31 protein-coding genes are annotated in these 23,941 nt (G+C 32.1%); 27 read left to right on the top strand and 4 right to left on the bottom strand.

Features of this window, described 5'->3' with window-relative positions:
• Window positions 1-96 precede the first annotated feature (96 nt).
• Both V1T75_RS11565 and V1T75_RS11570 read right to left on the bottom strand, forming a co-directional pair.
• Window positions 97-1,419 (bottom strand): ABC transporter permease, encoded by a 1,323-nt coding sequence (locus V1T75_RS11565; protein WP_330488687.1) that lies wholly within the window; start codon window positions 1,417-1,419, stop codon window positions 97-99.
• A gap of 3 nt (window positions 1,420-1,422) precedes the next feature.
• The gene (locus V1T75_RS11570) at window positions 1,423-2,352 is read right to left on the bottom strand and encodes an ABC transporter ATP-binding protein (RefSeq protein ID WP_330488688.1); all 930 of its coding nucleotides are present in this window, start codon (window positions 2,350-2,352) and stop codon (window positions 1,423-1,425) included.
• Window positions 2,353-2,542: 190 nt separating this feature from the next.
• Here V1T75_RS11570 and V1T75_RS11575 point away from each other — a divergent pair, with 190 nt between their 5' ends.
• From V1T75_RS11575 to V1T75_RS11680, 22 genes are all read left to right on the top strand, one after another.
• Window positions 2,543-3,004, top strand: coding sequence for a MarR family winged helix-turn-helix transcriptional regulator (locus V1T75_RS11575; RefSeq protein ID WP_330488689.1), 462 nt, complete (start codon window positions 2,543-2,545; stop codon window positions 3,002-3,004).
• 17 nt (window positions 3,005-3,021) lie between these two features.
• Entirely contained in the window at window positions 3,022-5,427 is a 2,406-nt protein-coding gene (locus V1T75_RS11580) for a 3-hydroxyacyl-CoA dehydrogenase/enoyl-CoA hydratase family protein (protein WP_330488690.1), read from the top strand.
• A gap of 75 nt (window positions 5,428-5,502) precedes the next feature.
• Complete coding sequence (locus tag V1T75_RS11585) at window positions 5,503-6,693, top strand: acetyl-CoA C-acyltransferase (protein ID WP_330488691.1); 1,191 nt, start codon at window positions 5,503-5,505, stop codon at window positions 6,691-6,693.
• Window positions 6,694-6,732: 39 nt separating this feature from the next.
• A complete protein-coding gene (locus V1T75_RS11590) occupies window positions 6,733-7,095 on the top strand; it encodes a four helix bundle protein (RefSeq protein ID WP_330488692.1) in 363 nt (120 codons plus the stop codon).
• Window positions 7,096-7,139: 44 nt separating this feature from the next.
• Window positions 7,140-8,948 carry an acyl-CoA dehydrogenase family protein gene (locus V1T75_RS11595; RefSeq protein ID WP_330488693.1) on the top strand — a complete coding sequence of 603 codons (1,809 nt, stop codon included), beginning with the start codon at window positions 7,140-7,142 and terminating at the stop codon, window positions 8,946-8,948.
• A 237-nt stretch (window positions 8,949-9,185) separates the two neighbouring features.
• Entirely contained in the window at window positions 9,186-10,187 is a 1,002-nt protein-coding gene (locus V1T75_RS11600; protein WP_330488694.1) for a PliI family lysozyme inhibitor of I-type lysozyme, read from the top strand.
• An 11-nt stretch (window positions 10,188-10,198) separates the two neighbouring features.
• On the top strand, window positions 10,199-10,627 hold the full coding sequence (locus V1T75_RS11605; RefSeq protein ID WP_330488695.1) for an META domain-containing protein: 429 nt from the start codon (window positions 10,199-10,201) through the stop codon (window positions 10,625-10,627).
• Between the two features lie 422 nt (window positions 10,628-11,049).
• Window positions 11,050-11,232, top strand: coding sequence for a hypothetical protein (locus tag V1T75_RS11610; protein ID WP_330488696.1), 183 nt, complete (start codon window positions 11,050-11,052; stop codon window positions 11,230-11,232).
• A gap of 33 nt (window positions 11,233-11,265) precedes the next feature.
• Window positions 11,266-12,042, top strand: a complete 777-nt coding sequence (locus tag V1T75_RS11615) for an aKG-HExxH-type peptide beta-hydroxylase (RefSeq protein WP_330488697.1) — start codon at window positions 11,266-11,268, stop codon at window positions 12,040-12,042.
• A 130-nt stretch (window positions 12,043-12,172) separates the two neighbouring features.
• Window positions 12,173-12,412 carry a hypothetical protein gene (locus V1T75_RS11620; protein WP_330488698.1) on the top strand — a complete coding sequence of 80 codons (240 nt, stop codon included), beginning with the start codon at window positions 12,173-12,175 and terminating at the stop codon, window positions 12,410-12,412.
• On the top strand, window positions 12,394-12,897 hold the full coding sequence (locus V1T75_RS11625) for a hypothetical protein (protein WP_330488699.1): 504 nt from the start codon (window positions 12,394-12,396) through the stop codon (window positions 12,895-12,897). The genes V1T75_RS11620 and V1T75_RS11625 overlap by 19 nt, the downstream gene beginning before the upstream one ends.
• 212 nt (window positions 12,898-13,109) lie before the next feature.
• Complete coding sequence (locus V1T75_RS11630) at window positions 13,110-13,436, top strand: hypothetical protein (protein ID WP_330488700.1); 327 nt, start codon at window positions 13,110-13,112, stop codon at window positions 13,434-13,436.
• Between the two features lie 7 nt (window positions 13,437-13,443).
• Window positions 13,444-13,965, top strand: coding sequence for a hypothetical protein (locus V1T75_RS11635; RefSeq protein WP_099214009.1), 522 nt, complete (start codon window positions 13,444-13,446; stop codon window positions 13,963-13,965).
• Between the two features lie 131 nt (window positions 13,966-14,096).
• Window positions 14,097-14,753, top strand: coding sequence for an intradiol ring-cleavage dioxygenase (locus V1T75_RS11640; RefSeq protein ID WP_330488701.1), 657 nt, complete (start codon window positions 14,097-14,099; stop codon window positions 14,751-14,753).
• 82 nt (window positions 14,754-14,835) lie between these two features.
• Window positions 14,836-15,228 (top strand): M61 family metallopeptidase, encoded by a 393-nt coding sequence (locus V1T75_RS11645; protein ID WP_330488702.1) that lies wholly within the window; start codon window positions 14,836-14,838, stop codon window positions 15,226-15,228.
• A 23-nt stretch (window positions 15,229-15,251) separates the two neighbouring features.
• Complete coding sequence (locus tag V1T75_RS11650) at window positions 15,252-15,557, top strand: hypothetical protein (protein WP_330488703.1); 306 nt, start codon at window positions 15,252-15,254, stop codon at window positions 15,555-15,557.
• A 2-nt stretch (window positions 15,558-15,559) separates the two neighbouring features.
• A complete protein-coding gene (locus V1T75_RS11655) occupies window positions 15,560-15,955 on the top strand; it encodes a hypothetical protein (RefSeq protein WP_330488704.1) in 396 nt (131 codons plus the stop codon).
• Window positions 15,956-16,143: 188 nt separating this feature from the next.
• Entirely contained in the window at window positions 16,144-16,500 is a 357-nt protein-coding gene (locus V1T75_RS11660) for a hypothetical protein (RefSeq protein WP_330488705.1), read from the top strand.
• Window positions 16,491-16,619, top strand: coding sequence for a hypothetical protein (locus V1T75_RS11665; protein ID WP_330488706.1), 129 nt, complete (start codon window positions 16,491-16,493; stop codon window positions 16,617-16,619). The genes V1T75_RS11660 and V1T75_RS11665 overlap by 10 nt, the downstream gene beginning before the upstream one ends.
• A 304-nt stretch (window positions 16,620-16,923) precedes the next feature.
• The gene (locus tag V1T75_RS11670; RefSeq protein ID WP_330488707.1) at window positions 16,924-17,580 is read left to right on the top strand and encodes a dioxygenase family protein; all 657 of its coding nucleotides are present in this window, start codon (window positions 16,924-16,926) and stop codon (window positions 17,578-17,580) included.
• Between the two features lie 99 nt (window positions 17,581-17,679).
• Complete coding sequence (locus V1T75_RS11675) at window positions 17,680-18,225, top strand: TPM domain-containing protein (RefSeq protein ID WP_330488708.1); 546 nt, start codon at window positions 17,680-17,682, stop codon at window positions 18,223-18,225.
• Window positions 18,226-18,293: 68 nt separating this feature from the next.
• Window positions 18,294-19,088: a cation transporter gene (locus V1T75_RS11680; RefSeq protein WP_330488709.1), complete on the top strand. Its 795-nt coding sequence runs from the start codon at window positions 18,294-18,296 to the stop codon at window positions 19,086-19,088.
• Here the strand turns inward: V1T75_RS11680 and V1T75_RS11685 are convergent.
• On the bottom strand, window positions 19,077-19,658 hold the full coding sequence (locus tag V1T75_RS11685) for a TetR/AcrR family transcriptional regulator (protein ID WP_330488710.1): 582 nt from the start codon (window positions 19,656-19,658) through the stop codon (window positions 19,077-19,079). The two genes, V1T75_RS11680 and V1T75_RS11685, sit on opposite strands and share 12 nt — an antisense overlap.
• A 77-nt stretch (window positions 19,659-19,735) precedes the next feature.
• On the bottom strand, window positions 19,736-20,491 hold the full coding sequence (locus tag V1T75_RS11690) for an SDR family oxidoreductase (protein ID WP_330488711.1): 756 nt from the start codon (window positions 20,489-20,491) through the stop codon (window positions 19,736-19,738).
• A gap of 180 nt (window positions 20,492-20,671) precedes the next feature.
• Between V1T75_RS11690 and V1T75_RS11695 the strand changes: the two genes are divergently transcribed.
• From V1T75_RS11695 to V1T75_RS11715, 5 genes are all read left to right on the top strand, one after another.
• A complete protein-coding gene (locus tag V1T75_RS11695) occupies window positions 20,672-21,196 on the top strand; it encodes a TetR/AcrR family transcriptional regulator (protein WP_330488712.1) in 525 nt (174 codons plus the stop codon).
• Window positions 21,197-21,201: 5 nt separating this feature from the next.
• Complete coding sequence (locus V1T75_RS11700) at window positions 21,202-21,612, top strand: nuclear transport factor 2 family protein (protein ID WP_330488713.1); 411 nt, start codon at window positions 21,202-21,204, stop codon at window positions 21,610-21,612.
• Window positions 21,613-21,785: 173 nt separating this feature from the next.
• Window positions 21,786-22,229 carry a GNAT family N-acetyltransferase gene (locus V1T75_RS11705; protein ID WP_330488714.1) on the top strand — a complete coding sequence of 148 codons (444 nt, stop codon included), beginning with the start codon at window positions 21,786-21,788 and terminating at the stop codon, window positions 22,227-22,229.
• A 54-nt stretch (window positions 22,230-22,283) separates the two neighbouring features.
• Complete coding sequence (locus tag V1T75_RS11710; RefSeq protein ID WP_330488715.1) at window positions 22,284-23,204, top strand: hypothetical protein; 921 nt, start codon at window positions 22,284-22,286, stop codon at window positions 23,202-23,204.
• A 116-nt stretch (window positions 23,205-23,320) separates the two neighbouring features.
• Entirely contained in the window at window positions 23,321-23,932 is a 612-nt protein-coding gene (locus V1T75_RS11715) for an aspartyl/asparaginyl beta-hydroxylase domain-containing protein (protein ID WP_330488716.1), read from the top strand.
• The last annotated feature ends 9 nt before the right edge of the window (window positions 23,933-23,941 follow it).

Raw genomic sequence — 23,941 nt, forward strand, 5'->3', positions numbered from 1 at the left:
GTTAGTTCTTTTTTAATGATCAGATACGATTTACTATCTAAACATTTTCGAGTATTACTACGAGTTAAATACTATCATTTATTCCATAGATGATAATTACCCATTGTAACGAATCCACTTCCATAAATCTTTGTAAGTTGCCTTTTTACCGTACATTAAAATACCTACTCGATAAATTTTTGCTGCAATCCATACAATCACTATAAAAGTAAGAATTAATAGCAACATAGAAAGCGCTATTTCCCACCAAGCAACTCCAAACGGAATTCTCATTAACATCACTATTGGAGATGTAAAAGGTATATAAGAGAATACAACCGATACTGGTCCGTGAGGATCATTAATTACTGTTGCAAACCCTACATATACTGCTAAAATTAACGGTAACATAATAGGCATCATAAATTGTTGCGTATCCGTTTCATTATCTACCGCTGCACCTACAGCTGCAAACAACGAACTATATAGCATGTATCCTCCTAAGAAATAGAAAATGAATAAGAAGAACATTTTTACTAAAGGCAACCTAAAAATTTCTTGCACAATCATTTCTCCTTTATTGGTTGCAGTTTGCTGAATAGCTTCCATTTGTTCTGGTGATACTTTTGCTGACTGCATTTCCATCATATCAACTCCAAAGAATGAAGAAGCTACTAGACTAAACACTAAAAACAAAATCCCCCAAATAAAGAATTGTAATAATCCAGCTGATGCATTTCCTATAATCTTTCCTAACATTAATTGAAAAGGTTTTACAGAAGAAACGATTACCTCAATAATTCTACTTGTTTTTTCTTCAATAACACTACGCATTACCGATGTTCCGTAAATCATCACAAACATCATTAGCAAATATCCTGCGATAGCTCCTACACCTATTTTTAATCCATTGATTAATTTTGAAGATTTTTCACCAGAAAAATTCAACATTTTTATTTCTGAAGCTATTTTCGATTCTTCAATATGTGCAATATCAATTCCGAAGCTGGTTAATTTTTTATGACGTAACTCCTTATCTATTTTATCCTCTAGACTTTCCATGACAGACATACTTGGTGAATCTTTCGAGAAAAACTCAATCGATTTTGCCAATACCTCTAAACTATCTTGTTTCGGAATGTATAAAGCCCCGTAATAATCACCATCTTCTACCTTCTTTTTAGAATCTTCTATTCCTAAAGCAGTAAAATCCTCGTACTTTACTGTTTTTGAATCTTTAAAAATATCTTTAGAGAACATTCCCGACTCATCAACATATACTATTTTCTTAACCTTCTCATCATTCTTTTTCATTAAGAAAAATACCAAAGCTCCCATACCAATCATTAACAGTGGACTTAAGAAAGTCATGACGATAAACGACTTATTTCTAACCTTAGCTATAAATTCGCGTTCTATAATTAATCGTAATCTTTTCATTGCTTAACTGTTTTTATGGATTGCTTGAATAAAAATATCATTGGCACTTGGTACTAACTCTACAAAATGTTGTACTTGCCCTTGAGTTGTTAAATACGATAACAAATCGTTTGGAGAACTTCCGTTGGTCAATTTTACATTCAGTTTTAATCCGTCATTCAATAATTTGAAATCTGCCGGTAACACTTCAAAGTTTTGTTTTAATTTCTCTTCTACTTCTTTAGAATTAGACGTTGCTAATCCAACCTGAAACGTATTTGTTCTAAACTCCTTTTTAATATCTTCTAGCTTACCATCTAAAATTTTATTCGACTTATTAATCAACGCTATATAATCACACATCTCCTCAACAGACTCCATTCTATGGGTAGAAAAAATGATGGTAGCTCCTTCATCACGCAACTGTAATATTTCTTTTGCTATTAGCTGGGCATTGATAGGATCGAACCCAGAAAAAGGCTCATCAAAAATTAATAATTTAGGCTGATGTAGTACCGTTACTATAAACTGCACCTTCTGCGCCATTCCTTTAGATAACTCTTCAATCTTTTTATTCCACCAAGCTCCTATATCAAATTTATCAAACCAATATTTCAATCGCTTTTTAGCTTCCGATTTACTCAACCCTTTTAATTGAGCAAGGTACAATGCTTGCTCTCCTACCTTCATACTTTTATACAACCCTCTTTCTTCTGGTAAATACCCTATATGTTCTATATGATTTGGAGCTAACTTTTCTCCATCTAAAATAATTTCGCCGGCATCAGGCATTGTTATTTGGTTGATAATTCTAATAAGCGAGGTTTTCCCTGCTCCATTAGGTCCTAACAAACCAAAAACACTTCCTTTAGGAATGTGCATCGACACATTATTTAACGCAGTATAATCGCCATAACGTTTTACTACATTGTTAATTTCTAATAAATTGTTCATAGATTTTATAGTTGATTAATTGCCGTTTATTTAAAAACAGCAGTGACAAACTTACATATTTTTATACTCAATTAGTATACGCTTCGCTCTAAACGTTACAAGATTAATTTTTTGTTAATTTTATTATGCATGCATAACTTTTTTACAAAATACTATGCATGCATAATAAAATTTTATATATTTGGCATCCATGGACAAGGATAAATCAATAGATCACCAATTAAGAGCCACGTGGCAAGCCGTTGCAAAAATGTACAACGAGCAAGCTGCAAAGCACGATAGCACAATGGCCACGGCTTTTGCTTTATTGAATATCGATTCTGAAAACGGCACCCCTTCAACTGCATTGGGTCCGTTAATGGGAATGGAACCTACAAGTCTTTCTCGTTTATTAAAAACTATGGAAGATAAGGGAGTTATATGTCGCGAGAAAAATCCTAATGATGGTAGAAGCGTTATTTTAAAACTTACCGGATACGGTAAAGAAATGCGCGAAGTTTCAAAAGGACACGTATACCAATTCAATAATAAGGTAAGAGAACATATTACTGAAGAAGAATTAGATAGCTTCTTTAAAGTAACAACAACAATAAACAAACTAATTATAGATAAGTTAATATACGAAGATGATATTGACAATAAAGCTGTATAAAACAAACCAACAAACAAATGGCAAGAAGAATTAAAAAAGTAGCAATTATCGGTTCTGGTATCATGGGATCAGGTATTGCATGTCATTTTGCTAACATTGGCGTGGAAGTGTTGCTTTTGGACATCGTTCCAAGAGAACTTAACGACAAAGAAAAAGCAAAAGGACTCACCTTAGAAGACAAAGTAGTTCGTAACCGTTTGGTAAATGATGCTTTGGCTGCTTCGTTAAAGTCGAAACCATCACCTATCTACAATCAAAAATTTGCAGATAGAATTACTACTGGAAATCTTGAGGACGATTTACACAAAGTAAAAGATGTAGATTGGATTATGGAGGTAGTTGTTGAGCGCTTAGACATTAAACAAAGTGTTTTTGAGCAAGTTGAAAAATACCGTACGCCTGGTACTATTATTTCTACCAACACTTCAGGGATTCCTATTAAGTTTATGAACGAAGGACGTAGTGAAGATTTTCGTAAGCACTTTGCGGTAACGCACTTTTTTAACCCTCCTCGTTATTTAAAATTATTTGAAGTTGTTCCAGGACCTGATTGTAAACAAGAAGTTACAGACTTCTTAATGGATTATGGTTCTAAATTCTTAGGAAAAACTTCAGTATTAGCAAAAGATACACCAGCGTTTATTGGTAACCGTATCGGTATCTTCGGAATCCAATCGTTATTCCACCAAGTAAAAGAATTAGGCTTAACTATTGAAGAGGTTGATAAATTAACTGGTCCAGTTATTGGACGTCCTAAATCGGCTACTTTCCGTACTGTTGATGTTGTTGGATTAGATACTTTAGTACACGTTGCTAACGGAATCTACGAAAACTGTCCTAACGACGAAGCTCACGACTTGTTTAAGTTGCCAGATTTCATCAACACAATGATGGAAAACAAGTGGTTAGGAAACAAAACCAAGCAAGGTTTTTACAAAAAAACAACCAATGCTGAAGGAAAGCGTGAAATTTTAGCCTTAGATTTAGATACGATGGAATACCGTCCGTCTAAAAAAGCAAAATTTGCTACCTTAGAATTAACAAAGACAATCGATAAGCCAATTGACCGATTTAAAGTATTAGTTGGCGGAAAAGATAAAGCGGGAGAATTCTACCGTAAGAACTTCGCAGCAATGTTTGCCTATGTTCAAAATAGAATTCCAGAAATTTCTGACGAATTATACAGAATTGACGATGCCATGAAAGCTGGTTTCGGATGGGAAAATGGTCCTTTCGAAATTTGGGATGCTGTAGGAGTTGAAAAGGGTATCGAATTAATGAAAGCTGAAGGGGCAGAACCTGCCTTGTGGATAAAAGAGATGTTGGCTAGTGGTCAAACCTCTTTCTATACAGTTAAAGACGGTGCAACATATTACTACGATGTACCTGCAAAAGCACAAGTTAAAAAACCAGGACAAGATTCATTTATCATCTTAGATAACATTCGTAAAACTACTGAGGTATTCAAAAACTCTGGAGTTGTAATTGAAGATTTAGGAGACGGAATCTTAAACTGTGAATTCCAATCTAAAATGAATACCATTGGTGGTGATGTGTTAGCTGGATTAAACAAAGCAGTTGATTTAGCTGAAAAAGACTTCCAAGGATTAGTAATTGGTAACCAAGCTGCAAACTTCTCAGTAGGTGCCAACATCGGAATGATTTTTATGATGGCTGTTGAGCAAGAGTACGACGAATTAAACATGGCGATCAAGTATTTCCAAGATACCATGATGCGTATGCGTTACTCTGCAATTCCTACGATTGCTGCTCCTCACGGAATGGCGTTAGGTGGTGGATGTGAATTATCATTACACGCAGACAAAGTAGTTGCTGCTGCTGAAACTTACATCGGATTGGTAGAGTTTGGAGTTGGAGTAATTCCTGGTGGTGGTGGATCTAAAGAAATGGCGTTAAGAGCACAAGACTTATTCCACACGGGTGATGTTCAATTAAACGTATTACAAGAGCACTTCTTAACTATTGGTATGGCTAAAGTGGCAACTTCAGCTTATGAAGCATACGACTTAAACTTACTACAAAAAGGAAAAGACGTTGTGGTGGTAAACAAAGACCGTCAAATTGCAGAAGCTAAAAAACACGCTGTGTTATTAGCAGAAGCAGGTTATACACAACCTGCAAAACGTAAAGATGTTTTAGTATTAGGTAAGCAAGCCTTAGGAATGTTCTTAGTAGGAACAGACTCTATGGAAGCTTCTAAATATATTTCTGAACACGATCAGAAAATTGCAAACAAACTAGCCTATGTAATGGCTGGAGGAGATTTATCAGAACCAACAAAAGTTACTGAACAGTATTTATTAGACCTTGAACGTGAAGCTTTCTTAAGTTTAACTACTGAAAGAAAAACGTTAGAGCGTATTCAGCATATGTTAAAAACTGGTAAACCTTTACGTAATTAAAATTACTATGCTATTAGCCAATAGCTAAAAGCCAATAGCCAATAGCCAATAGCCAATAGCCAAAAGCAAGAAAATATGAAAACAGCATATATAGTAAAAGGATATAGAACCGCCGTAGGGAAATCTAAAAAAGGTGTGTTCAGATTTAAAAGAGCTGACGAATTAGCTGCTGAAACCATCAAGTATATGATGGGTAAGTTGCCAGAATTCGATGTAAAGCGTATCGACGATGTTATTGTTGGTAACGCGATGCCAGAAGGTTCTCAAGGATTAAACATGGCAAGAATTATTTCGTTAATCGGATTAGATTCTGTCGATGTTCCTGGAGTTACCGTAAACCGTTTCTGTTCATCAGGATTAGAAACTATTGGTATGGCAGTAGCAAAAATTCAATCTGGAATGGCAGAGTGTATTATTGCTGGTGGAGCAGAAAGCATGAGTTCTGTACCAATGACAGGTTTTAAACCAGAATTAAACTACGATATCGTAAATGCAGGTCACGAAGATTACTATTGGGGAATGGGGAATACTGCTGAAGCAGTAGCGCAACAATACAATGTATCTCGTGCAGATCAAGATCAATTTGCATACGAATCGCACATGAAAGCTTTAAAAGCATTAGATAGCGATCGTTTTCAAGATCAAATAGCTCCAATTGATGTGGAAGAAACTTACATTGATGGAAACGGAAAACGTGCAACAAGAAATTACACCGTTACTAAAGACGAAGGTCCACGTCGTGGAACCAGCGTAGAAGCCTTAGCAAGATTACGTCCAGTATTTGCTGCTAATGGTTCTGTTACTGCTGGTAACTCATCACAAACAAGTGATGGAGCTGCCTTTGTTATGGTAATGAGTGAAGATATGGTAAAAGAGCTAGGTATTCAACCAGAAGCTCGTTTAGTAAGTTATGCAGCAGCAGGAGTACCACCTCGTATTATGGGAATTGGTCCTGTAGCCGCTATTCCAAAAGCATTAAAACAAGCAGGTTTACAACAAAGTGATATTGAATTAATTGAGCTAAATGAAGCGTTTGCTTCACAATCGTTAGCAGTTATTCGCGAATTAGGATTAAATCCGGATATCGTTAACGTAAATGGTGGAGCAATTGCTTTAGGTCACCCATTAGGATGTACTGGTGGTAAACTATCTGTTCAGTTATTCGATGAAATGCGTAAGCGTAACATGAATAACAAATACGGAATGGTAACCATGTGTGTAGGTACTGGTCAAGGTGCTGCTGGTATTTTTGAATTCCTTAGCTAGTAAGAGTAAAGAGCATAGAGAAAAGAGAATAGACTTTTAATGAGTACTAGTAAGAGACATAATTATAAAAATCTAAAAATTTGGCAACTAGGGTTAGAAATTGCAAATAACATTTCTGATGTACTAGTAGAGTTTCCAAAGCATGAGCGTTATGATTTGTCTTCTCAAATGAGCAGATGCTCTGTTTCTATGCCTAGTAATATTGCGGAAGGTTCGGCAAATACCAATAAGTCGTTTAGCAACTATTTAAACATTGCTTTAGGTTCTTCTTTTGAACTAGGCACACAGTTATTAGTTGCTTTTCACAGAAAATATATTAACCAAGAAACATTAACAATACTTGAAGAAAAAATAGAAGAATTTCAAAGAATGACAATGAGTTTTCAAAATACTCTTACCTAGTCTTTTTCTATTCTCTATTTTCTCTTTTCTTAAAACTAATAAAGATGTCAGAATTAACAAAAGATCTTTTACGCGGAGGGCAGTTCTTAGTAAAAGAAACAACATGTGAAGATATATTTACTCCTGAAGATTTTTCAGAAGAGCAAACAATGATGCGTGATGCGGTTAAAGAATTTAACGACCGTGAAATCATTCCTCATAAAGAACGTTTCGAAAAGAAAGATTATGCACTTACCGAAGAAACGATGCGTAAAGCTGGTGAATTAGGGTTTTTAGGTGTGGCGGTTCCTGAAGCTTATGGTGGATTAGGAATGGGATTCGTTTCTACCATGTTAACATGTGATTACATTTCTAGTGGAACAGGATCTTTTAGTACTGCTTTTGGTGCGCATACAGGTATTGGTACGATGCCAATTACCTTATACGGTACTGAAGAGCAAAAGCAAAAATATGTTCCTGCATTAGCAATGGGAGAGCGTTTTGGAGCTTACTGTTTAACTGAGCCAGGAGCAGGATCGGATGCGAACTCAGGTAAAACTACTGCTGAGTTAACTGAAGACGGAAAGCACTATAAAATTAACGGACAAAAAATGTGGATTTCGAATGCAGGTTTTGCTGAAATCTTCATCGTTTTTGCTCGTATAGAAGACGATAAAAACATTACTGGTTTTATCTTAGAATATGATAAAAACAATCCTAACGGAGTAACTTTAGGAGAAGAAGAACACAAATTAGGTATTCGTGCCTCTTCTACTCGTCAGGTATTTTTCAACGATACCTTAATTCCTGTTGAAAACATGTTATCTGTTCGTGGTGGTGGATTCAAAATTGCAATGAACGCCTTAAACGTTGGTCGTATCAAATTAGCAGGAGCTTGTTTAGATTCTCAAAGAAGAATTATAACTCATGCTGTAAACTATGCTAACGAGCGTAAGCAATTTAAAACTCCTATTGCTGAGTTTGGCGCTATTAAAATGAAGTTAGCTGAAATGGCTACCAATGCTTATGTTGGTGAGTCTGCATCATACAGAGCTGCTAAAAATATTGAAGACAGAATCGCGATTCGTGAATCTGAAGGAAACTCTCATCAAGAAGCAGAATTAAAAGGTGTTGAAGAATATGCTATTGAATGTTCTATCTTAAAAGTAGCGGTTTCAGAAGACGTACAAAACTGTGCTGATGAAGGAATCCAAATTTACGGAGGTATGGGATTCTCTGAAGAAACTCCAATGGAGTCTGCTTGGAGAGATGCTCGTATTGCTCGTATCTACGAAGGAACTAACGAAATTAACCGTTTATTATCGGTAGGAATGTTAGTTAAAAAAGCAATGAAAGGTCATGTAGATTTATTAAATCCTGCAATGGCAGTTCAAAACGAATTAATGGGAATTCCTTCTTTTGATACTCCAGATTATTCTGAATTATTCTCAGAAGAAAAAGAAATACTTGCTAAACTTAAGAAAGTATTCTTAATGGTTGCAGGAGCTGCTTTACAAAAATTTGGACCTGAGTTAGAGCAACACCAACAGTTATTAACGGCTGCTTCAAATATTTTAATTGAAATATACATGGCAGAATCTGGAATTTTAAGAACAGAAAAGAACGCGAAGCGTTTTGGTGAAGAGGCTCAAAAAGAACAGATTGCAATGGCTAAGTTATACTTATACAATGCTGTAGAAATTATTACTAAAAGCGCAAGAGAAGGAATTATTTCTTTCGCTGAAGGTGATGAGCAACGCATGATGTTAATGGGACTTAAGCGTTTTACAAAGTATGCAAACTATCCTAACGTAGTTGAATTACGTGACACAATCGCAGAAAAATTAAAAGCAGAAAATAAATACTGCTTCTAAAAAAATAGAAAAATTTTCTTCAACTTTTATAGGTTTTAGAATTTAGTTGTTTGTTTAAAAGATCGTCAAATTAATTTTTGGCGGTCTTTTTTTTATGCTCAAAAAAAAGCTAAAAAACCTATACACTACAATATCAACCTACTAAAAAAACAAGAATCTTAAGGTTTTCTTAAAACGTTTTTTCATATCTTTAATGGTATATTTATTGTTATTTAGAAGCAAAAAACATAAAATAGCATGATAAAACTTACCCATTCAGCACTACTAGGAATGGCTTTTTTAGCCATCGTTAGCTGTAAAAACGAAGCAAAAAAAGCAGACACACAAGAAACTGTTAAACAAGTAACAGTAGCTACTATGACTGATGTTACAGGAAACTACGTTTCATCAGAATACGAAAAGAGGAACGAAGGGTACGACTGGGTTTCTGTTGCCGTAAAACCAGCCGCAAATGACAATATAAAAATTGCTGTTCGCTCACGTGCTGACAAGAAAAAACCTACCTGTACTTTTGACGCTCTTGCTAAAAAAACAAATGACAGCACGTATACAGCTGACATAAATGGTAAAACTGTAGTATTTTCTTTTAAAAACAAACAAATTTCTATTGCAACGGCAAACAGAGAAGATAACGGTTTATTAAACTTTTACTGTTCAGGAGGAGGAAGTCTTGCAGGTTCTTATCATAAAATTGAAGGAAATCTTGACCAAACACAGATAGACAAAACCATTTTTAGAAAAAATGTAACCTTACAAGGAATTAGTTTTAGCATTGCTACTCAAAAAAATGGAATGGAAACTGAATTAACGGTTACTCCTTACGGATTAGAAATTGACAATTCAGCTGTTACTCAAACAATTGATGGTAACGTTGTTGATGCTGAAATTGAAGATTTAAATTCTGATGGTTCTCCAGAAGTATTAATCTATACAAAATCTGACGGAAGTGGAAGCTACGGAAATGTAATAGGGTTTTCAGTAAACAATAAAAAATCGATGAGTCAAATATACTTCCCTCCTATTACCGATAATAAAGAATTAAGTAAGGGATATATGGGGCACGATGAATTTACCATTATTGAAACAACCTTAGCGCAACGTTTTCCTATTTATAAAGAAGAAGATTCTAATGCTAACCCAACAGGAGGTACCAGACAAATTACTTACAAATTGGTAGATGGTGAAGCATCTAGAAAATTTGTAGTAAAAAACTCAACTGAATTTAATACTAATAACTAAACTTACATAGTATGAAAAAACTATCATTTGTATTCGCAGTAATTCTATTAATCACCGTGTCTTGTGCTAAAAAAGATACTGCTGAACAATTATACGGAACCACTTGGGAACTAGAATACATTTCTGGACCTAGAATTGCTTTTGAAGGATTGTTTCCTGATAAAAAGCCACAACTTACGTTTGATAAAGAAACAAACAAAGCTACAGGAAATAACGGTTGTAACGGGTATACTGCTGAATTTACGTTAGGAGAAGAAAATGCGATTTCTTTTGGAGAACCAGGACCAACTACGATGATGTACTGCGGACAAGGGGAACAAGAGTTTTTAAAAACCATAAAAAAAATAAACAAGTATAGTTTTGACATAGAAGGAAAACTAAACTTATTGATGGACGATGTAACCATGATGCGTTTTAAAAAAGTAACTACTGAAGAATAATTCACGATAGTTGTTACTTTAAACGAATTAATAACTTAGGGGAAACCTCATACGATATAGCCTTTTTTTGGTTTGTTAGTATGAGGTTTATTTTTTATTATCAAAGGCAGCGTCCGCTCATAAGTATATAGTGAATGTTGGGTTGAATCTATACAGATGTAAAAGCAGAAAACATGCTGTGATATCAGCGACCACGCTACCTTTAATGACACATAACACATCTTTTATTCCCTAAATAACTGAACTTATGGGATTCCGTAAGAAAATTAAATTATTATTAGTAAGTTCGTTTAAGTATAAACAAACATAAAATACAATCATAAACCTACCAAAATGGTTGTATAAGGATGTATTATACATCTATATATACAAGTTGTAGAACATTAAAATAAAACCATATATTAACTTTAAAAACAAAAATTATGAATTTAGAAATTTTTAAAAAAGAAGATTATTCTGAAAAAAGAGTAAATGGAAGACCACAACCTGACCCAAGACCTGTAGATGACATTATGAAATTAATTCAGAGCCATATAGATGATGTGCAAGGTCTTCTTGATGAGATGAATAAATCTATTGCAGCAGAGGGTAAAAGTGAAGAATAACTTTTGGATAGGAAAAAAGAAGTAATATCAAAAATGGAAAATCAGGAATGGAGTTTTGATACTCTATTTCCTGATTTCAATTCGTCATTAACGCTACAATCGAATAAGAACTATATCACTAGTAAATGTGCTGACTATTATCTTAAAATTGAAGATGATATAGTATTCAAAGAGAAATCAGAAAAGCCACCTTATCTAATTACAAAAAAGAATACTTGCGATTTTTGGAAAAAATCATTGGAAAAAATATCATCGTTTAAAGACAAATTAAGTCTGATTAACCATAATTCAGAATATGTAGAACTAATTAGCAGTTCTTTAGATAGGATAAGAAAATTCAGTCCTGAAATTTTTGAATATTTAACTAAATATGTTCCTTTCATTCTAGTTGTAGAAAAAAATGAGGCTTACAGTCTTTCTACGCCTCATTTATTTGGAGCAATAATTATAAGTGAGAGCCTTTTTTTTTCAAACGAAGACATAGATATTACTATAGTACACGAACTTGCTCACCAAGAATTATTCTTAGTTAATCTTGTCGACTCGTTGATTGATGAAAAATTTTTAAGCAATTTAGAATATTCACCTTTTCAAAATAAAGAAAGACCTCCAATGGGTCGGTTACACGCTTCACACGCTTTATTTAGAATGACAGAATACTCTATTGATTCTAAAAATCAATCTTTTCAAAAAATCAAATACGACTTCGGAGAGATGATAAAAACCTTGAATGATTATGAGTTGTCTGATATGGGGAATGAAATGCTAAAAACATATAAAACGTTCTACAACAATGTATATAAAAAATAGGCGGCATGTCAATGAAATTAAAGGGTTTAGCTCTCGTCAAAGTTTGTTTTCAACCGATAATTTAGTACTTCAAAATCGCCTACTTTTCATATACTAACCGTTGTGCGTAATTAACTAAAAACACCGAAATATGAGTGTAATTTTAAAAAAAGGTGAAAAAATAGAAAATGTAATTTCAACTCTTGAAGAAGGATATTCTTTTCAGATGTTTATGGAAAAATTCATTGAAACATATCCAAGTGACTGGGAAAAAATTAATTCAAATTACAACAAACACTTAAGAAAAAACAAGGAAGGAAAATCATTTCCTATGCCAAAACCAGAACAGTATTTAAAAAATATGCTAAACGTATGGCAGAAAAAACAATAAGTAGAATACAATATTTACGAAAGGAACTAACTGACTTAATTAATAATAAAGTTAAACCGATTAGAAAAGAACTTGACGAATTATTAATATTACAAGCAGAGAAAATTTGTCCTTTCAAAATTGGAGATATTATAACTTTGGAAAATGGCAAAAAAGGAAAAATTACGGAAATCAATTATCATTCTTTAGATTATGATTTTTATGAAAATGAGGATGAAAACGAATTCTATTCGAAATTTTTGAATAAACTTGACGTTATTGAATATCAATATGCTTATGAAGTTGATAATAAACCCTTTTCGATTACTTGGAAAATTTCTGGCTTGAGAATGATAAAAAAGAATACAGAAGTTGGAAAAATAAGTTTTTGTGGAATAACACCTATTGACTTTTTAATACACGAAAAAGAGAAAAGAATTAAATCTAAACCGTTAAATGAATATATGACATTTGATTCATTAACAGAATTTGAAAACATAAAATAACTACGCACAACAACGTGTATAAAACGTAACTGATAGGTGCTAAATCGAAAGGTCTAAGTATGCTTGTAAAGTCGCCAAATTTTTAATTTGGATTTTAAAATTGATAAGTTAAAAACAAAATATAAAAATTCGACTCTGTGTTAACCCGAAAAGTTAATGCCTTTTTACACGCTACGTTTCATACACAAGTCCGTTATCAAATATTTAAAATTATGAACAACGAAGAAATTATTGGAACTTGGAAAAGCAAAGATTTTCTTCTTTATGCTTATAGAGATGATAAAATTATAACTCTACATGTTCCAGATTTGGAAAGAGCTACTCTCTGGGTAAAAGACGAAAACAATTTAACTCTTGTTCAAGGAAATATATCAGTTCAAGGAATTAAAAATGACATTTTTGAAATCAATTTTAATGGAGATGCAATTCACGAAAAATACAATACCATTTCATCTCGTATGCATATGAAATCAGATCCGCAGTCTTTTCTAATTGATTTACCAGATTACGGAGAAAGGTATATGGAAAAAATCAACTAAATTTAAAATGGATAAGACACTAATTATAACTATTTTAAGTCCTATACTAATAACAGTTGGAGGTTTAATTACTTGGTTCTTCAAATCTAAAAGAGAGGACACCTTAATCGCTGAAGAAAAAACTAGAGAATTCAAAATAAAAACTTACGAAACTCTTCTTGAACCTTTTATTACAGTTTTTACATTTACTTTAAAAGAAAATCAAAAACAAAAAGGAATTAACAAGCTTCTTTCATTGGAGTATAGAAAAGCTGCATTTAATTTAACAACCTTTGGTTCTGACGAAGTAGTAAAATCTTATAATAATATTATGCAAGCCTTTTTCAACATAAAGGCTGAGGATTATGAAGATGAGGGTGAAGGTGAAGAATATGCTGTAATTATGTTAACTTATCTTTCTGACTTGCTTTTAAATATAAGAAAAGATTTGTATACAAAAAAGACGGATTTAGCACGAAGTGAAATGTTGGCATTTATGATTAACGATATTGAAAAACATAAAAACAGAATTGACAACGAAAAAATATAAAAACATTTGCTAACAATAGCTATAAATAATTGCTTGTTCTCGCCTACTTCTGAAAACAGTAATTTCCTTATTCATCTAGTATTCATTAAATTAGAGCTTTAAAAACACAACTAATTTTATACGAATACGTTATGTATCTTTCTAAACACAAACCACTAAAACACTATTTAGGAGCACTTTTTTTAATGTTAATTGTAACTTCCTGTAAAGGGCAGTCGCAAACTAACGTAGAAAGAAACGTAGATGGAGGTTGCCAAGACTGTAAAGCTTTATTGGATTATAAAATGCTTAACATAACACCTAAGTCAGTTGATACCTTACCTGGTTTTCATGAAAATGAACCAAAACTAAAAATAACGGGTACTGCATTTAAAAAAGACGGAAAAACACCCGCAAAAGATGTTATACTCTACATTTATCACACAAACAGAAATGGAATTTACCAACCCAGTGACAAACCTGTAGGTTCGGAAAAAAGACACGGACAACACAGAAATTGGCTTAAAACAGGTAACGATGGTAAATTTACTTTTTACACATTCAGGCCAGCATCTTACCCAAACTCTCAAGAACCAGAGCACATTCATATTTATGTAAAAGAGCCCAATACAGTACCTTATTATATTGACAGCTATCAATTTGAAAGTGACCCTGCTCTTACTGAAGAAAAAAAGCAATCAGAAAAAAACAGAGGTGGCTCTGGAGTTATACAACTTAAAAAGCAAGATGGTATTTGGACTGCTCATAGAGATTTAATTTTAGGGTTAAATATTCCTGATTATGAGTAAAAGTTTTTTGCTACTTAACTACAAGTAATTACTACTCACCTAGCTCTAATCATTATAGAAACTAATACAAAAACATTGAGAAATGAAAAACACCATCTTACTAATTTTTACGTTTATCTTTCTTAATGTTTCGTTTGCGCAAAACACAATATCATACACACTTAATCACACTCCTAATTCAAACAAAATAACTGTTGAATTAGCTTTTGATAATATTAGTACAAATGGAATAAAACTGATAATTCCAAGAAGTGCTCCTGGGACCTATGAACTAACCAACTATATAGCTTTTATAAATAATGTTAAGGGTTACACCTCTTCTGGCAATATTTTGAAAGGTGTGGTTGGTGATGGTTCTTTTTTTACTTTTAATGAAAAAGATCAAGTACTAAAAAGAATTAGTTATGAAGTAGATATAAACAAAATGGAAATGACCTTTCTCAAAGAACAGTATTGGGATTGGCACGAACATTGACTCATGAAACTATACATGCTGAAATGTACAGGAAATTACGTTCTGTAAACTATAAAGTATCTATAAATGATTTTCCTGGGATTTATGACTATTATAGAAGACATAAAAACTGGCAACATGAACAAATGGCTGCTCATTATGTTAGAACTATAGCAGGCATGCTGAAGGAATTTGATAATTCTCAAAACACCAATTCGTTATATACGGATTTAGCTTGGGAGGGGTTACAAAATACAGTTACTTGGAATAATCTTTCTAATTCAGAAAAAGATAGAATAATAAATACTGTTAAAAATTATAAAAGCACAGGAACTAAAAAATGTAATTAACAATGAGAAATAAATTATTGATTTTAATAATGATAGTAAGTTGTACTTCTCTATTTTGTCAGGAAGCTCATTTATCATATAATTTGTTTGGAGAAAAAAACATAAAAACAAGAACAGATAAGACAGTAACTTTTTTTATAGGTGAAAATAGTTTTACATACTTCAAAGATAAAGACTGCTATAGAATCATAAGTATTCAAAAAAAATTAAAGCCAGAAGTTTTAAAAATGGATAGCTTTTTAAATAGAGCACATCAATTAAAAAATATTAATAAAGAGGACAACAAAATTATAGTTAAAAAAAAGGATCAAATCTTTCAAAAAATCTTTCTTTATGAGAAACGAGATGATTGTATACATGTGTATTGTGTTAAATGGGAAGATTCAATTATCGATTAAATTTTAAAAGTAGTAGTTTGCCCTACTACTTTTTTTTATTATTCATAATATTTTGAATTGATTTAAGCATATGAGGAAAATAATAAAAGTACTGTTACTTGGCAGAATTTAACTTCTATAGAACAACAAGCGATTATTGACATACTAAATCAATATTTTTTTAACGGAACTTCAAATTGTAATTAATTATGAGAAAAATAGTATTGTTTTTATTTATCATTGTAAAATCATATTCTCAAGAATCAACATCAAATTATTTTTTTATAAATGGGCAAAAGTTTTCAAAGCAAACCAAGTATGTGATGTATGATTCTAAAGAGGATGTAAAAAAAACTACTAATGATAAAATATATTTTTTTATTCAAGGAGAAACATTTGAATTTTTGAGAAATAAGTTTAGGGTAGACACTTGTAGTATCAGAAATTTAAAAAAAATAGAAAAAGTAAAAGGTCTATCCGACAGAGAATATTTGTTTTATAAACAAAGTTTAAACAAAATAAAAGGAAAGGAAAGGAAGATAAAATACTTGGACCAATGCCGATAACCAAAAATCACAATTATTTTAAAGTAATTATTGTAGAGAAATATGAAAATAAAATTTTGAAATACGATGTTGATTGGACTTATACAGGAACAAGAGGGTTTAAAGTAATCCGAAAATAATACAAACCAACTCTAAAAAAGAAATGCTTTGTAGAAAATGTAGTTCAGGTACTGTAATTGAATTTGTAGAGTCAGGAGGGAATTATGTGAAAGCGGAAATTGATCCTTGTTGTTCGGATTTTGATACTCGAATTAGAGAAAAATTATATCCAAATAAAAATGGTTGAATAAAAAACGTGTGCCAACAATAGCTATAAATAATTGCTTGTTCTCGCCTACTTCTGAAAAACAATAGTTTCCTTATTCAGCTCGTATTCACTAAATTAGAACTTAAAAAACACAACTAATTTTATACAAATATGTTATGACTTTTTCTAAACACAAAACACTAAAACACTATTTAGGAGCGCTTTTTTTTATGCTAGTTGTAACTTCCTGTAAAGGACAAACACAAACTAACGTAGAAAGAAATGTAGGTGGAGCTTGCCAAGACTGTAAAGCTTTATTGGATTATAAAATGCTTAATAGAAACCCTAAGTCAGTTGATACCTTACCGGGTTTTCATGAAAATGAACCAAAACTAAAAATAACGGGTACTGTATTTAACAAAGACGGAAAAACACCTGCTGAAAATGTTATACTCTACATTTATCACACAGACAGAAATGGAATTTACCAACCTAGTGACAAACCTGTAGGTTCGGAAAAAAGACACGGACAACACAGAAATTGGCTTAAAACAGCTAACGATGGAAAATTTACTTTTTATACATTCAGACCTGCGTCTTATCCAAACTCTCAAGAACCAGAGCACATTCATATTTATGTAAAGGAACCCAATACCATACCTTATTATATTGACAGCTATCAATTTGAAAGCGACCCTGCTCTTACTGAAGAAAAAAAGCAATCAGAAAAAAACAGAGGTGGCTCTGGAATTATACGACTTAAAAAAGAAGATGGTATTTGGACAGCACATAGGGATTTAATCTTAGGGTTAAATATTCCTGATTATGAGTAAAAGCTTTGGTTACAATTGCTACTCACCTATCCCTAAAGAACTCAGACTTCTATTCAATATGCATTTACTAAATTAGTTGTTTAAACTAGTTGTATAAAAATGAAACTTTTCTTTAAAATAAGAATACTCTCTTTTTTAACAATTTCAAGCTGTAAGTTACAACAAAATGAGGAGAATGAACCAAATCCTAATCCACCAAAAGCTCAATTTACCAAACTCGATTTAGGTGAAAGTGATTTACCCACACTAAAAAATGTAGTAAATGATTATGAATCTCTCTTCACCATTGAACAACTGGAAAAATTAACTTTGTTAATTCGAGAATATGAGAAAAAGACTTCCAACCAAATAGCTATTGTTTCTATTAAATCAATCGGAAAATACACCGATTTTAGTCAATTCGCTATTGACTTATCAAATTATAATGGGGTAGGTCAAAAAGAAAAAAATAACGGCTTGACTATTGTTTTCAGTAAAACCCTAAAAAAAATAAGAATTTCTACAGGCGTTGGAACTGAACAAATTTTAACAGACGAAATTTGTGAGGAAGTAATTGAGAAAACAATTATCCCTGAGTTTAAAAAAGAAGAATATTACCTTGGTATTGAAAAAGGAATAACTGAGTTAATGACTAAGTGGGAATAGTACTATCTATTACATAACTATAAAAACAACAGACTATCCTACCTATTACTGATTCAAAAAGAAATTCAATGTATAAAACTATCTTTGAAATAACTAAAATGGATTGTCCTTCTGAAGAGCGTTTAATTCGAATGAAGTTAGACGGAATTTCTGGTATAGCGAATTTAAAGTTTGACATTCCTAATAGAAAATTAACAGTTTTTCATAATGAAGAAGTTGATGTAATTGAAAAATCGGTAATTGAACTAAACTTAGGCGGAAAAAGGGTTTCTACAGAAAAAACCAGTCAAACTGATTTTGAAGAAAACACCAATCAGAAAAAATTACTTTGGGCTGTTCTCGGAATTAATGCTGCTTTTTTTATTGTTGAAATGACAACGGGAATTATTTCTAAATCAATGGGACTTGTTGCTGATAGCCTAGGCATGCTTGCTGATAGTTTTGTTTATGGAATTAGCCTTTTTGCCGTTGGTGGAACTTTAACAAGAAAGAAAAGAATTGCTAAACTTGCTGGGTATTTTCAAATAACTCTTGCTTTACTTGGATTTGTTGAAGTTTTAAGAAGATTTTTTGGTGCTGAAAAACTTCCAAACTTTTCAACAATGATAATCGTTTCGGTTTTAGCACTTATCGCAAATGGCATTTGTCTTTATATTTTACAGAAGTCAAAAAGTAAAGAAGAAGCTCACATGAAAGCAAGTATGATTTTTACTTCAAATGACATTATTATTAATTTAGGAGTAATAACAGCAGGAGTTTTAGTGCACTGGTTAAATTCTAACAAACCTGATTTGATTATCGGAACCATTGTTTTTGTTTTAGTAATTCAAGGAGCTTTTCGAATTTTAAAACTAAGTAAGTAAAGACAAGGCTACATTTATAGAATTAGATAACTCTTTGTTAGTAGGATCTACTTTAGAAACAACTCGAATACCATTGTAAAGTGTGTAAAGAAGAGTAGCTATAGCCCTTAAGTTTTCACTATTTTTTAATTGTCCTCTTTCCTTAGCCTCCTTCAAATATTCATAAAATAAGTCTTCAAAATCACGCTTATTTTCTATCAAGACTTTTTGTAAACTTTCGTCATTTGGAATAAGCTCTGTTGTAACATTTACCACAAAACACCCTTTTTTATCTTCATCAAGAATAGCTTCTTGTATAGCTTTATTAAAAAGCTCAGCAAAGCCTTCTTTCACATTTGGATGATTTTGAAAAAACTCTATTAACCCCTTTTTTGTAGTAGTTCTGTAGAGTTCGAAAGACTTTTTAAAGAGCTGTTCTTTATCTCCAAAAGTATCGTATAAACTTGCTCTGTTTATTCCTAATTGACTTACCAAATCTTGTACAGAAGTAGCAGCATATCCTTGCTTCCAAAACAAACACATTGCTTTGGTTAGTACTTCTTTTTCGTCAAATGATTTAACTCTAGGCATATAAAAAATGTGGAAGTTGTTTACACTTCCACAAAATTACCATATTGGAACTTTCATTCCAAATATATTCAAAAAAATTAACTCAATAGCGGATTAACATTTATTCCTCCGTCAATATTATATTCACTTCCTGTAATAAAAGAAGCGTTATCAGATGCTAAAAACGAAACTAATTTTGCTACTTCTTCTGGTCGTCCAAATCGCTTTAAAGGAATACGATTTTCTATAGTTTGAGCAAAACCTTGTAATTGTTCTTCTTCCATTCCTGTTTTTCCGAAAATTGCTGTAGATATTGGTCCTGGATTTACTGAGTTAATTCTTATTTTTCTTGGAGCCAACTCCGTCGCTGCTGTTCGTGTATACGAATTAAGCGCTGCTTTTGATGCTGCATATACAGCTGTATTAGGCATTCCTGTATAAGCATTTATAGAGGATAAATTTATAACGGATGCTCCTTCATTTAAAATGGGCAAGAATTTTTCGGTAGTAAATACAGCTCCTTTAAAGTTAATGGCCATTTGATGGTCAAACATTTCTTCGCTAATATCTCCTACTGGAGCAGGTTGAAAAATACCCGAATTTACAAACAATACATCAATTTTTTCAAAATCTTTTTTAACCTCTGCTACTAAATTCTCAATAGCAGGAATATCTTTAACATCAGCAACTATTCCTTTAACTCCCAACTTTTGTGATGCTTCTTTAACTTTTTCAGAATTTCTTCCTGTGATAATAACCGTTGCTCCTTGGTCTTTTAATTCTTTAGCAGATGCATAGCCAATTCCACTATTTCCGCCGGTTACAACGGCTATTTTACCTTTTAATGTACTCATTTTTTTGTTTTTTTAGTTAATAATTTATTTTGGAACAATCATTCCGTTTACAAACATACGCATAATAGAATGATTGTTCCAAATAAAAATTCATCTTATGTATTGAATTAAAAATGTTAAAAATCCGAACAGACTTGTCTGTTCTTTAAAATTCATATAACTTTGACAAAAATTAAGAGTATGAGTAATCCTAGAGAACGTATATTAGAAACAGTTGCGCATTTATTTCATCAACAAGGTTATAACAGCACGGGTATTAACCAAGTTATTAAAGAAGCTAAAGTTGCCAAAGCAAGTTTTTATCAACACTTTAAATCAAAAGATGCTTTGTGTATTGACTTTTTAAATAACAGACACGAGCTCTGGTTTAAAGAACTCTTTAAGTTTACTTCGAAAAGTAAAAATTCAAAAGATAGGATATTACTAGCATTCGATTTTATAGCTTATATGAATACAAAAGAAAATTTTAGAGGCTGTAGTTTTTTGAATATTCTATCAGAAATATCTAAAGAACAGGAAGGTATTTTAACCGTAATTCAATTACATAAAAAAGAATTGAACAACTTTTTTCAAGAGTTAATAGACAACGAATTACTTGCTACACATAGTTATCTACTTTTTGAAAGCGCTATCATAGAAAGTCAACTCTTTAAATCGAATGAAATAGTATATAAATCAAAAAAAATCATACAAAACTTACTATAATTATTATGGAACAGAAACATCCACTTCCTCCTTTTACTCTTGAAACAGCTCAACAAAAAATTCAACTAGCAGAAGATGCTTGGAATTCTCAAAATCCTGAAAAAATAGCATTAGCGTACACTATTGATAGTGAATGGAGAAATAGAGACACCTTTGTTAACGGTAGAGAGGAAATTATTAACTTCTTGAGTAAAAAGTGGCAAAATGAGCTTAATTACAAACTAAAAAAAGAGTATTGGGCACATAGTGAAAATAGAATTGCTGTACGCTTTGAATATGAATATCAAAACAAAGAAGGCAAATGGTTTAGAGCTTACGGTAATGAAAACTGGGAGTTTGATGATAACGGACAAATGAAAAAAAGATATGCGAGTATTAATGATCTTGAAATAGAGGAAGTTGATAGGTATCTATAAAATTATTGACTTTTTTAGCAAAAAAATAACAGTGGCTCTGATAAATCATCAGAGTCACTTTTTGTATTTTTATAGCTTGAATAAAAATTGGAAAAAGCTAATCTTCCCCCTTCTCTTCTAAGAATAGCTAATGAATTATATATTAATTTTCGTAAATTAATTGAACCTATATAATGAATTATAAGGTAGATACTATAAACAAAACTGAATATCGAGAGGTGGTTGACTTATGGGAAGCTTCCGTTAGAGCGACACATCATTTTTTAAAAGAAGAAGACATTGCTTATTTTAAACCTCTTATCTTAAATACGTATTTAGATGCAGTAGAGTTAAAGTGCATTAAAGTCAACGAAAAAATAGTCGGTTTTTTAGGTGTTGCCGAACAAAAGTTAGAAATGCTTTTTATCCACCCTGAATATAGAGGTAAAAAAGTGGGAAAAACCTTATTAGAATATTCAATTGACAAATTGAATGTAGATAAAGTAGATGTTAATGAACAGAATGAGCAAGCTGTTGGTTTTTACAATCATTTGGGGTTTAAAACAATCAAGCGTTCTGAACTTGATGCCGCAGGAAAACCTTACCCAATTTTGCATATGAAACGAACTAAACAATAAACATTTTACACTCATTAAAAATATAAGCTACGCTTAAGAAAACTAAGTTAACACATGAAATCTGTACTTTTAAAACACAAAATCGCTTGTATCTCACTTATCTTCACCCTATCTTTTTTTGCCTCATGTTCTGGTAACGATGAAACTCCTGATACTGGAGACGAAGCGTACATTCACATTCCTGACAAACATTTTGAGGCAATATTAGTAGAACAAAAGTTAGATAGTGATGGGAGTATCAACCAAAAAATATCGAAAGAAGATGCGCAAAAAATTACTCGCTTAAATTTAAACTTAGACAGTAGTTTTGGAAAAACCAGTGATCTAACAGGAATGGAAGCTTTTACGAACCTAACATACTTGTCTGCTGCTGGACAAAAAATTGAAACTATCAACCTAAGTTCTAACACAAAATTAGATACCTTATATTTAAACGCAAACTACTTAACTAGTATTGACATTAGTAACAATCCTAATCTTCTTTTAGCAGATATTCATGCTAACGACCTTACCACTATTACAGGTTTAGAAAAAGCGAGTAAGTTGAAAACCTTACATTTATCTTTTAACAAGTTAACTCATTTAAATATATCTAATAATTCTTTAGAAGAGTTAACTATAACTAACAATTTGCTAACTTCATTTAAAACAGAAGGCACATCAAAATTGAAAAGTGCAGTATTAACAAGTAATAAAATTACTTCTATACATATAGATGATACTACCCCTTTAGAAACGCTTTTGGTTTCAGACAACCAAATAACTACTATTAATATTCATTCATTTACGAACTTAAAACACCTGTATATTACTAGTAATTTACTTGCTAATTTAGAGGTTAGTTACAATTTAAAACTTGAAGATTTAAGAGTAGACAGAAATCCTGATTTAACTTGTATTAAAATTAATCCTGACCAAACAATACCTACTGTTTATAAATCTGATCGTCAAAAATTAAGTGATACTTGCTTTTAAATTATAAAAAGTCAGAATAAAAGAGGTAACTTTATCAAAATGTAACACTTGTGAAGAAAATGTAACTTTTTGTAGTTTTACAATATACTAACCTAACCTTTTATAAACTTACGTCTATGGAAACAGTGACTACTAAAACAAGGAATACTTTCAGTGATCGTATTAAATTGCCCTTTAATTTTGAGGTACCTAAAATGCTTGAAGAAGCTAAAGCTTTGCAATTAGATAATTTTGAATATTATGATGTAATTGCTTTACGATCGCCTGCACACCTAGTGGATACCTCGTTACCTTTTCCCCCTCCTGCTGAAGATTATGCTGATGGTTCGTGGACAGATTGGTTAGATACCAATGCTTTAAAAAAGTCTCCATACTTAACTAGTGTTATTGATTTTTTTAAAGAGAATACTACCGTAAACTTAGTTAGGTTGCTTCGACTGGCTCCACATTCAACAGTTAAAGAACACACAGATCCTACCTTAGGCTTGGAAGTTGAAAAATCAGTAATTCGGCTTACCATTCCTATCTTAAACAAAGAAAATGTAACTTTTTATTTAAATAACACTCCTGTATTAATGAAACCTGGAGAATGTTGGTATATGCGACTTACCGATCCGCATAAAGTAATAAATAATGGAGAAGAAGAACGTATAAACCTTACTATAGATATGATTCCTAACGATTGGATTCGACAACTTATTAATGAGAGTCAAGAAAATTCTAATTAAAACAAAAAG

Origin of the sequence: Tenacibaculum sp. FZY0031 (assembly GCF_036350695.1) — a bacterium.
In the GTDB taxonomy this organism is placed as follows: Bacteria; Bacteroidota; Bacteroidia; order Flavobacteriales; family Flavobacteriaceae; genus Polaribacter.

Bases quoted from the DNA above. Each gene is read 5' to 3' on its own strand.
- V1T75_RS11565 (WP_330488687.1), bottom strand. From the start codon at position 1,419: ATGAAAAGATTACGATTAATTATAGAACGCGAATTTATAGCTAAGGTT.
- V1T75_RS11570 (WP_330488688.1), bottom strand. From the start codon at position 2,352: ATGAACAATTTATTAGAAATTAACAATGTAGTAAAACGTTATGGCGAT.
- V1T75_RS11575 (WP_330488689.1), top strand. From the start codon at position 2,543: ATGGACAAGGATAAATCAATAGATCACCAATTAAGAGCCACGTGGCAA.
- V1T75_RS11580 (WP_330488690.1), top strand. From the start codon at position 3,022: ATGGCAAGAAGAATTAAAAAAGTAGCAATTATCGGTTCTGGTATCATG.
- V1T75_RS11585 (WP_330488691.1), top strand. From the start codon at position 5,503: ATGAAAACAGCATATATAGTAAAAGGATATAGAACCGCCGTAGGGAAA.
- V1T75_RS11590 (WP_330488692.1), top strand. From the start codon at position 6,733: ATGAGTACTAGTAAGAGACATAATTATAAAAATCTAAAAATTTGGCAA.
- V1T75_RS11595 (WP_330488693.1), top strand. From the start codon at position 7,140: ATGTCAGAATTAACAAAAGATCTTTTACGCGGAGGGCAGTTCTTAGTA.
- V1T75_RS11600 (WP_330488694.1), top strand. From the start codon at position 9,186: ATGATAAAACTTACCCATTCAGCACTACTAGGAATGGCTTTTTTAGCC.
- V1T75_RS11605 (WP_330488695.1), top strand. From the start codon at position 10,199: ATGAAAAAACTATCATTTGTATTCGCAGTAATTCTATTAATCACCGTG.
- V1T75_RS11610 (WP_330488696.1), top strand. From the start codon at position 11,050: ATGAATTTAGAAATTTTTAAAAAAGAAGATTATTCTGAAAAAAGAGTA.
- V1T75_RS11615 (WP_330488697.1), top strand. From the start codon at position 11,266: ATGGAAAATCAGGAATGGAGTTTTGATACTCTATTTCCTGATTTCAAT.
- V1T75_RS11620 (WP_330488698.1), top strand. From the start codon at position 12,173: ATGAGTGTAATTTTAAAAAAAGGTGAAAAAATAGAAAATGTAATTTCA.
- V1T75_RS11625 (WP_330488699.1), top strand. From the start codon at position 12,394: ATGGCAGAAAAAACAATAAGTAGAATACAATATTTACGAAAGGAACTA.
- V1T75_RS11630 (WP_330488700.1), top strand. From the start codon at position 13,110: ATGAACAACGAAGAAATTATTGGAACTTGGAAAAGCAAAGATTTTCTT.
- V1T75_RS11635 (WP_099214009.1), top strand. From the start codon at position 13,444: ATGGATAAGACACTAATTATAACTATTTTAAGTCCTATACTAATAACA.
- V1T75_RS11640 (WP_330488701.1), top strand. From the start codon at position 14,097: ATGTATCTTTCTAAACACAAACCACTAAAACACTATTTAGGAGCACTT.
- V1T75_RS11645 (WP_330488702.1), top strand. From the start codon at position 14,836: ATGAAAAACACCATCTTACTAATTTTTACGTTTATCTTTCTTAATGTT.
- V1T75_RS11650 (WP_330488703.1), top strand. From the start codon at position 15,252: ATGTACAGGAAATTACGTTCTGTAAACTATAAAGTATCTATAAATGAT.
- V1T75_RS11655 (WP_330488704.1), top strand. From the start codon at position 15,560: ATGAGAAATAAATTATTGATTTTAATAATGATAGTAAGTTGTACTTCT.
- V1T75_RS11660 (WP_330488705.1), top strand. From the start codon at position 16,144: ATGAGAAAAATAGTATTGTTTTTATTTATCATTGTAAAATCATATTCT.
- V1T75_RS11665 (WP_330488706.1), top strand. From the start codon at position 16,491: ATGCCGATAACCAAAAATCACAATTATTTTAAAGTAATTATTGTAGAG.
- V1T75_RS11670 (WP_330488707.1), top strand. From the start codon at position 16,924: ATGACTTTTTCTAAACACAAAACACTAAAACACTATTTAGGAGCGCTT.
- V1T75_RS11675 (WP_330488708.1), top strand. From the start codon at position 17,680: ATGAAACTTTTCTTTAAAATAAGAATACTCTCTTTTTTAACAATTTCA.
- V1T75_RS11680 (WP_330488709.1), top strand. From the start codon at position 18,294: ATGTATAAAACTATCTTTGAAATAACTAAAATGGATTGTCCTTCTGAA.
- V1T75_RS11685 (WP_330488710.1), bottom strand. From the start codon at position 19,658: ATGCCTAGAGTTAAATCATTTGACGAAAAAGAAGTACTAACCAAAGCA.
- V1T75_RS11690 (WP_330488711.1), bottom strand. From the start codon at position 20,491: ATGAGTACATTAAAAGGTAAAATAGCCGTTGTAACCGGCGGAAATAGT.
- V1T75_RS11695 (WP_330488712.1), top strand. From the start codon at position 20,672: ATGAGTAATCCTAGAGAACGTATATTAGAAACAGTTGCGCATTTATTT.
- V1T75_RS11700 (WP_330488713.1), top strand. From the start codon at position 21,202: ATGGAACAGAAACATCCACTTCCTCCTTTTACTCTTGAAACAGCTCAA.
- V1T75_RS11705 (WP_330488714.1), top strand. From the start codon at position 21,786: ATGAATTATAAGGTAGATACTATAAACAAAACTGAATATCGAGAGGTG.
- V1T75_RS11710 (WP_330488715.1), top strand. From the start codon at position 22,284: ATGAAATCTGTACTTTTAAAACACAAAATCGCTTGTATCTCACTTATC.
- V1T75_RS11715 (WP_330488716.1), top strand. From the start codon at position 23,321: ATGGAAACAGTGACTACTAAAACAAGGAATACTTTCAGTGATCGTATT.